General features: G+C 76.2%; 7 protein-coding genes. 1 reads left to right on the top strand and 6 read right to left on the bottom strand.

Annotation, left to right across the window (positions count from 1 at the left end; all coding sequences use genetic code 11):
• Positions 1 to 176 precede the first annotated feature (176 nt).
• Complete coding sequence (locus Afe05nite_RS10760; protein WP_203816870.1) at positions 177 to 1,196, top strand: NADPH:quinone reductase; 1,020 nt, start codon at positions 177 to 179, stop codon at positions 1,194 to 1,196.
• Between the two features lie 106 nt (positions 1,197 to 1,302).
• On the opposite strand, the gene Afe05nite_RS10755 is transcribed toward Afe05nite_RS10760, so the two are convergent.
• From Afe05nite_RS10755 to Afe05nite_RS10730, 6 genes are read right to left on the bottom strand one after another with little or no spacing between them, the layout of a single operon-like run.
• A complete protein-coding gene (locus Afe05nite_RS10755; RefSeq protein WP_203816869.1) occupies positions 1,303 to 2,028 on the bottom strand; it encodes a cellulose binding domain-containing protein in 726 nt (241 codons plus the stop codon).
• Positions 2,029 to 2,043: 15 nt separating this feature from the next.
• Positions 2,044 to 2,412 carry a DUF742 domain-containing protein gene (locus tag Afe05nite_RS10750; RefSeq protein ID WP_203816868.1) on the bottom strand — a complete coding sequence of 123 codons (369 nt, stop codon included), beginning with the start codon at positions 2,410 to 2,412 and terminating at the stop codon, positions 2,044 to 2,046.
• Positions 2,409 to 2,816 carry a roadblock/LC7 domain-containing protein gene (locus Afe05nite_RS10745; RefSeq protein ID WP_203816867.1) on the bottom strand — a complete coding sequence of 136 codons (408 nt, stop codon included), beginning with the start codon at positions 2,814 to 2,816 and terminating at the stop codon, positions 2,409 to 2,411. Before Afe05nite_RS10745 ends, Afe05nite_RS10750 begins: the two co-directional genes overlap by 4 nt.
• Entirely contained in the window at positions 2,816 to 4,516 is a 1,701-nt protein-coding gene (locus Afe05nite_RS10740) for a sensor histidine kinase (protein WP_203816866.1), read from the bottom strand. The genes Afe05nite_RS10745 and Afe05nite_RS10740 overlap by 1 nt, the downstream gene beginning before the upstream one ends.
• Positions 4,513 to 7,041: a helix-turn-helix transcriptional regulator gene (locus tag Afe05nite_RS44505; protein ID WP_203816865.1), complete on the bottom strand. Its 2,529-nt coding sequence runs from the start codon at positions 7,039 to 7,041 to the stop codon at positions 4,513 to 4,515. The genes Afe05nite_RS10740 and Afe05nite_RS44505 overlap by 4 nt, the downstream gene beginning before the upstream one ends.
• Complete coding sequence (locus tag Afe05nite_RS10730; protein ID WP_203816864.1) at positions 7,038 to 8,153, bottom strand: hypothetical protein; 1,116 nt, start codon at positions 8,151 to 8,153, stop codon at positions 7,038 to 7,040. The genes Afe05nite_RS44505 and Afe05nite_RS10730 overlap by 4 nt, the downstream gene beginning before the upstream one ends.
• Between the last annotated feature and the right edge of the window lie 16 nt (positions 8,154 to 8,169).

The following is an 8,169-nucleotide window of genomic DNA, read 5'->3' as shown; positions in this document are numbered from 1 at the left end:
CCGCCCGCGGCGAACGCCGCCTCCCTGACCCTCCGCCTACCTGACGCCCCGCCTCCCTGGCCCCGTCTCCCTGGCCCCCCGTCTCCCTGGCCCCCCGTCTCCCTGGCTTCCGGCTCCGTGGCCCCGGCCGGCTGCCGCCCGGCGCCGCCGGCGTCCGGTCCTGACAGAATCGGGGGATGAGGGCGATCATCTACCGCGACAACGGCGACCCCGGGGTTCTCGAGCTTGTCGACCGTGCCGATCCGCGGCCCGGTGCGGGGGAGGTGCTCGTCCGGGTCGCCGTGTCGGGCGTCAACCCGACCGACTGGAAGACCCGGTCCGGCGCGACCAACCCCAAGCAGTTTCCCGAGGTCACCCCGCATCTCGACGGCGCCGGCGTGATCGAGGCCGTCGGCGGGGGCGTCGACCCGAGCCGGGTCGGTGAGCGTGTCTGGCTGTTCATGGCCACCGCCGGCCGGCCCACCGGCACCGCCGCCGAGCTCACCGTGGTGGACGCCGACCGGGCCGTTCCGCTGCCCGACGGGGCGAGCTTCGACCTGGGGGCCTCACTCGGCGTGCCCGCGCTCACCGCGCACCGGGCACTGACCGTCGCCGAGGACGGGCCGCGCCGGCTCGGACCGGGCACGCTCGACGGCAAGGTGGTGCTGGCCGCCGGTGGTGCGGGTGCCGTCGGGCACGCCGTCATCCAGCTGGCCCGCTGGTCCGGCGCCACCGTGATCAGCACGATCAGCGGCCCGGCGAAGGCCCGGCTGGCCACCGCCGCCGGCGCCCACCACGTGATCAACTACCGCGAGGGCGACCCGGCCGCCGCCATCCGCGACATCGCCCCCGACGGCGTCGACATCGTCGCGGAGGTCGCGCTGGGCGCGAACCTTGCCCTCGACCTGGCCGTGCTGCGCACCCGCGGCACCATCGCGACGTACGCCAACGACGGCGCCAAGCCCGTCCAACTGGACGTACGCCAGAACATGACCCTGAACACCCGCTTCCAGTTCCTGGTCCTCTACACCGTGGGCCCGGAGGCACTCGCCGCAGCCGCGTCCGACGTGGCCGCCGCGGTCCGCGCCGGCGCCCTGCCCGTGGGCGAGGAACACGGCCTGCCGCTGGTGCGGTTCCCGCTGGCCGCCACCGCCGACGCCCACCGAGCCGTCGAAGCCGGCACCCTCGGAAAGGTCCTGGTAGACGTCACCCCGTGACGCTCAAGCCGGTCCTGCCCACCCGCCGGCCGGGTTTGTCCGTCGCGCCGGTTTGTCCGCCGCGCCGGTCCTGCCCGCCGGCCGGGTCGGGTCGCCGGTCGCCCGGTCAGGTCAGGCCCGAGCAGGCTTCGCCGTTGATGGCGCACGCGGCCGGCTTCGCGTCGAGCAGCGTGGCGCCGAGCACGTCGAAGACGACCGTCACGGTGGAACCGGCCGGGACCCGCCGGGTGTCGTCGGTCGGGGTGAACGTCCACACGGTGCCGTTCTGCTTCACCGTCGCCCCGCTCACCGGCGACAGTTGCAGGGTCGAGCGCGGCATGGTGACGGTCAGCTGCCAGCCGTTCGCCGTGGCCGGGCCCGCGCTGGTCACCTCCACCTCGGCGCGATAGCCGAGCAGGCCGCCCGGAGTCGAGAAGGCGGCGCTCAGATGGGCGCCGGCCGGCACCGACGGCCCACCGGAGGGCACGCTCGGCACGGCTTTCTCCGGCGGGCGCGACGTCGCGGACGTGGAACCGGCCGGTCTGCTCGGCGTGGCCGAGGCCGACGACCGGGTGGCGACCGGCGGCGCGGGGGTCGCGGAGGTGCTGGGCGCGGGCGCGGCCACGACGCCACCGGGCGGCAGGTCGGTCAGACCGTCGGGGGCGCGCAGCACGGCGCCGATCAGCAGCGCGGTGCCGCCGACCGCGACCAGGGTGCCGCCCACCAGCCAGGCGATCGCGGCCCGGCCGCGTCGTTCACCGCCACCGCTGCCCGGCAGGTTGGCCGTCTGCACGCGGGTGGCGAAGCCGAGCATCGCGTCCAGCAGCACCACCGAGGGGGAGCGGCGGGTCATCGGTGGTCCTCCGGTTCACAGGCTGTTCAGGCCGGCCAGCAGCCGCTGAAGTTGGTTCATGGTGGGCACCTCGGCGGCGTCCCGGCCCCGCGGGACGGCCACGAGTCCGGCGTCGCGCAGGTCGCTGAGGATCACCCGGACGGTGCCGAGCGGCAGACCCAGCCGGGCCGCGATCTCGGACACCGACACCGGCCGGTCGATCAGCCCGACGATGGTCTGCTGCTCGTGCGACAGCTCGCCGCCGGGTCTGCTCTCCGGCACCCGCTGCACGATCGCGTTGAGGGTGAAGTCGCCGGCCGGCACCTCGGCCCGCCCACCGGTGAGCGCGTACAACCGGACCAGCGGCCCGGCCTCCGCGTCGTACCAGACGTCCTCGGTGGTCATGACGTCTGGACCAGATCAGCTCGGGTCATCCGGATGCCCAGCCGGTCGGCGAACCAGGCGATCTTGGTGCGGGTGCCGTCGAGGTCGCTGACCGCGTCGAACAGCACGGCGAGCAGCGCGCCCGGCGCCACCGGAAGCACGACCAGCATGCGGTAGTCGGTCTCGACCAGGCTCTGGTCGACCCGCCGGCCACCGTTGTTGCGGTTGGCCGCCTCGGCCACGGCGTGCAGCCCCGCGGCCACGGCGGCCAGATTGGTGGCCGCCGCCGGGGTGGTGGAGGCCGCCATCGCCAGCTCCAGGCCGTCGGTGGACAGCAGGACGACAGCCTCGGTGCCGGGCAGCGCCGCGGCCAGTTCGTCGAGGAGCGGACCGACACCCGTCGCGGCGAGGAAACGACTGTTCACTATGCCTCCGTCTGTCTGCTGCCCACCACGGGAAGATCTACGGTCGGGGATGTCACATCGCTCAGCCGCGCGCGCATCCGGGCAACCCGGCTCAGCGGCGGCGCGTCCGGTCCGGGGCCGGCGGCGGCGGGGTCGGTGATCAGATCGGCGGGCAGGGTGACGGTGGCGATCAGGCCACCCGCCGGGCCCGGCCGGAGCCGGACCGCGATGTTCTGCCGGGCCGCGAACCGGCCGATCGCGTGGAAACCCCACCAGACCCCGTCGGCCGGCGGTTCCGCGTCGGCCATCACCCCGGCCGCGGTCGTCAGGTCGAGATCACTCATGCCCGGGCCCACGTCGGAGACGGTGAACGTGTAACCGCCGTCGTCGTCCCGCACACCGCCGACCCGCACGCGCGTCTCCGGCGGCGAGTAGGTGGTGGCGTTCTCGATCAACTCGGCCAGCAGGTGCATCACGTCGGTCACGGCGCTGCCGGCCAGCCCGGCCGGCTGCACCCGGCCGGTCGACACGCGTACGTAATCGGCGATCTCGGCGGCGGCGCCGCGAACCACCTCGACCACCGGCATGGGCCGCCGCCAGCGCCGCCCCGGCGTGCCACCGGCCAGCGTGATCGCCTTCTCCACGTTGCGCCGCAGGCGGGTGGCGAGGTTGTCGGCCCGGAACAGGTCACCGAGCGTCTCGTCGTCGGACTGCCGCCGCTCCATCGTGTCGAGCAGACGCAGCTGCCGATGCACCAGGCGCTGGCTGCGGCGATGCAGGTCGAGCAGCAGTTCCTCGCGTGCCGGGCGGCCGTCCGCGCGGGCCGGCGCGACGGCGGGCGCCCGGCGCAGCTCCGGCGCGGTGCGGCGAGCCAGCAGGAACACGCCGATCACGGCGATCAACCCGACGCCGGCGATCAGCCCCGCGTAGAGGATCGCGGTGATGGAACCGCTGGTGGCGGCCAGCATCTCCCGGTCCGCGCCGGACTCGGCGGCACGCAGGTCGGCGACCGCGGGGTCGACCGCGGCGGTCCAGCCGGCCGGCGTCACCGGGGCGGGCTTCAGGATCTGCCGCTCCACGGCCTGAAGCCGGCGGTAGGCCGCGGCGTCGAGATCGGCGTCGGCTCCGGCGTCGGTCAGCCACGCTTGACGTACGCCGGTGAGCGCACCCAGCCGCAGCCGGTCGGTCTCGGTGACCCCGGTCGTCGCGAGCGCGCCGGTGATCAGCGCGTCCTCCTCGCACAGCGCCTCCCGGGCCCGGCCGAGCGCCCCGAGGGTCTGCGACGAGGGCAGCCACGGTGCGCCGAGCCCGGCCGCGATGATCCGGGTGTACCCGGCGACGACGTCGGCCCGTGCCGCGAGACCCCCGTCGACCTGGGCGCGCAGCGGGTCGAGGCCACTGAGCCGGCGCAGTAGCTCGTCGACCTCCCGGCCCGCCTCGGCGGTGACGAACCGGCCGTCGCGAGCCTTCGCCAGGGCCGTACGTGCCTGATCGGTGCGACCACGCTGCGCGGTCCCCGGCGCGATGTCACCCCCGGTCCGGAACGTGGCCGCCAGCCGTCGCTCGGCCTGCAGCGCGACCACGACGCCGTCGACCGCGTGCCCGATCTCGCCGGCCGTCGACCGCTCCCGGATCTGGTCGAGGGCAGCGCTCACGGCGGGCGTGGCGGCCGCGATCCAGAGCAGGACGAGCAGCCCGAGGCCCGCGCCCCAGCGTTTCATGCCACTGCTCCCGGGGTCTCGGCCAGCAACTCGCGCAGGCGTGCCAGCAACTCCCGGCGGTCGGTGCAGCCGAGCCGTTGCCGAATGCGGGCGATGTGGTGTTCTACGGTCTTGGCCGAAAGGTACAGCTTGTCCGCCACCTGCTTGTAGGTCATGCCGGCCAGCACCAGCGCGGCCACCTCCCGTTCTCGTTCGCTGAGCAGCTGCTCCACCGGTTCCCCGGGCTCCGCCGTGGACGACCGGCCCTGCAGGGCGCGGGCGCAGTCGAGCAGCAGCGCCATCGCCTTGCGGTCGGTCGTCCGGATCGCGGCCTGGCCGGCCAGCCGGGCCCCGTCCCAAGCCAGCCCGAGCGCGGCGAGGCCACGCGCGGCCGGCTCGACCTGACCGGCATCGATCCGTTCGGTGAGCACAGCGAGCCAACCATGTGCGGCCGAGGCCAGCGCCGCCGGGTATGGACCGGCGTCACTTAACCGGTCCAGCGCCTCGGCGTGGCGCTCCGCTTCGGCGGTCTCCTCGGCCAGGATCGCCGCGTGCAACCGGCTCCAGTGCAGCGGCGCGCTCCACAGGGGCGGCTCACCGAGCTGCCGGAGCAGTCTCTCGGCCTCGGTCAGGTGGGTGGCGACCCGGCGGTGCTCGCCCAGCCGCGCCGCCGCGACGGCCAGCTCACCGAGCGGCAGCAACATGAAGAGGTCGACCGGCTGGCCGATCAGCACCTGACAGGCGTCCGGCCAGATCGCGCGCAACCCGACGAGGTCGCTGTCCCGCCGGGCCAGCCCCACCCGAAGGCCGGCGGCGAAGAGCCGATCCCGCCCACCGGCCGCGGGGTGGCGCTCCGGGCCGATCGGTGCGGCCGCCTCGGTGACCAGCCGGCCGGCGGCGGACAGCCGGCCGCGCAGCATGCGGCACCAGGCGTGCAGCAGCAGGTGGCGGGGGACCAGCAGCGGGCCGCCCAGGCCGGTGCGCAGGGCGCGGTCGAGCGTGGCCTCGGCGACGTCGAGGTCCGCACCGTGCAGGGCGACCAGCGCGGCGAGGGCGGCCGGACTGTCCGGCAGCAGCACCCCGGAACCGGCCGGCTCCAGCAGGGCGGACGCCTGGACCAGTGTGGACAAGGCGCCGGCTGGGGCGTCGGTGAGTGATTCGCGTACGCCCCGGGCCATCAGCCCGGCCGTGGAGTGCAGCAGGGTCGGCGGCCCGTCCTGCGCCTCGTCCGGGTCGATGGGCCGCCCGACCGCGGCGAGGGCGACGGCGCGGAAGCCGGCGCCGGGCCCGGGACCGGCCCAGCGCAGCAGGTCGGCGGCCCGGTCGAGCTGGCCACGGTGAGCCATCGCGACAGCCGCGACGTAGGCGGCCTCGGCCTGCTGAGCCGGCGCACCGGTGGCCACCGTCTGATCGGCCAGCCGGGCCGCCTGGTCGAGGTCACCGGTGAGCGCGGTGGCCAGCGCACGCCGGGCGGCAGCGGGCCGCCCGGCCTCGGCAGCCGCCGCGAAGAGCCGCGCGGCCAGGGCCGGATCGTCGTGCAGCGCTTCCTCCCCGGCGGCCTCGAAGGCCGGCCCGAGTCCGGCGCCGCCAACCTGCCCGAGTCCGGCGCCGCCAACCTGCCCGAGTCCGGCGCCGCCAACCTGCCCGAGTCCGGCGTTGCCGGTTTGCCCGAGCCCGGCACCCCCCGCCGTCCCGGGGCCGTGACCATCGGCGGGGCCGGGGCCGGGGTAGGCGCCGGGGCCGGCGGCTTCGGGGGCCCGGCTCGCGGCCGGGGGCTCGGCGAGGAGGTGGCGCACCAGCGGGAGGACGGGGCCGCCGCGGGCCAGCTGCAGTTCGGCCATGCGACTGCGGACGCCGACGCGCTGGCCGATCGGGCCCAGGGCGGCGATCGCGTAGCGGGCGAGCGGCACCAGGCGGCCGTCGGCGGTGAGCATGCCGGTGGCCTGGGCGGCCACGACCAGCTCGGACATCGACTGTTGGTCGCGGCCGAGCAGGGCGGCGATCAGGTCGAAGTGGCCGCCGGCCTCGACCGCCAGCAGCAGGGTGCGCAGGTCGGCGCCGAGCTCGTCGAGTTCCGGCGCGAACGGGGCGAGGGCCGCGGCCGGCACCCGGGCCGGTGGCTGCGGGCCGGTCAGGGTGGACACGAGTCGGCTGACGTAGCGCGGGACGCCACAGGTGAACGCGGTGACGAATTCGGCCAGCCCGGCCGGCACGTCGGGGATGCGGTCGGCCGTCAGCGGCGCGAGCGTGACGACCGGCCGGCTGCGTCGCAGCAGCTCGGTGAGCCGGGCCAGGGGAGCGGGGCGCGGCCAGGGGCGGTAGGCCACGATCAGCCGCGCGCCGGGCCGCTCCGCGATCGCGATCAGCTCGTGCAGTCGCTGGTCGCAGAGGTGGTGGGCGTCGTCGACCAGGAGGGCGTCGGTGACCTGGGCGAGCTCGTCGAGCAGGGTCGACTTGCCGAAGCCGCCGGGCGCGCAGACGGCGGCGGTGATCGGCGCGGTGGGTTCGGCGCGGGCGTCGCGCAGCAGCTCGCCGGCCTGGCTCATCGCTGCCTCATCTCCGGACCCGCGACGTGCAGCGGCGGGCGGGGCGGCGGCGCACCGGGCCCGGCGGCAGCGTCGGCAGGCCCACTCACGATCGGCCCGGCCGCGCCGCTCACGGTCGGCCCGGCCGCGCCGCGAGAGGTCGGCCCGGCTGCGCCGCGAGAGGTCGGCCCGGCTGCGCCGCGAGAGGTCGGCCCGGCCGCAGCGAGGGAGGTCGGTCCGGCTGCGCCGTTGAGGGGCGGGCCGGCTGGGGCGCGGAGGGCCGGCACGAGGTCGGTGGGCAGGGCGAGCGGCTGAGGCGCGGGCCGTCTCGGGGTGGTGGACGGGGGTCGCAGCGACGCTGCGGCGCCGCACGCGATGGTCTGCCGGGGGTCGTCGTCGCGCAGCACCGGCGCCGCCACCGCCTCGGCCAGCACCTCGGTCACGATCGGCCGGGTCGTGCCGCCGCCGGCCAGCAGCACCGCGGCCAGGTCGGCGAGGTCGGCGCCGCCGGCGCGCGCGGTGCGCCGCAGCTGGTCGAGGACCACGGCCATGACCGCGCGGCCCTCGGCCGGCCCGCCCTCGGCCAGGTCGTCGCCGCCGACCTCGGTGTCCTCGGTCGCGGCGAGCAGCTCGAGGCGGCCCGGCTCGCCCGGGATGACCACCGAGACCTCGGTGCCGAGCCCGCCGATGCGGCAGATCGCCACCGGCCGGCCCTCGTCGAGGCGCCGGCCGATGGCCCGGTGGCGCTCGACCACGGCGCGGGCGCGGGTCATCAGCACCACGTCGCTCATGCCGGCCTCGTCGAGCGCGGCGCGCAGCTGCCCCCGCCGGCCCGCGCCCCAGGTCGTCGGGTAGGCCAGGGCGAACCGCTCGGGCCCCTCCTGCTCGCGCGCCCACACCGCGTCGGCGGCGGCGCGGGCCTGTTCGACGAGGAGGGCCTGCGGCGTCACGAACAGCTCGTCGGTGTAGACCGGGACCTCGTCGCCGCAGCGGCGGAACAAACCGCCCACGGCGGGTGGCACGTCGGACCGCACCGGCTCGGGTGGACCCCAACCGGCCAGGTCGGACGCACGTCGGCACACCGCGGTCCGGGTGGATCCGGATCCGATGTCGACACCCAGCAGGTACGGCACGTGGAGCTCCTCGTTT

The organism is Paractinoplanes ferrugineus (assembly GCF_016862195.1).
Classification (GTDB): Bacteria; Actinomycetota; Actinomycetes; order Mycobacteriales; family Micromonosporaceae; genus Actinoplanes; species Actinoplanes ferrugineus.
This window is presented reverse-complemented; position numbering and strand designations above follow the sequence as displayed.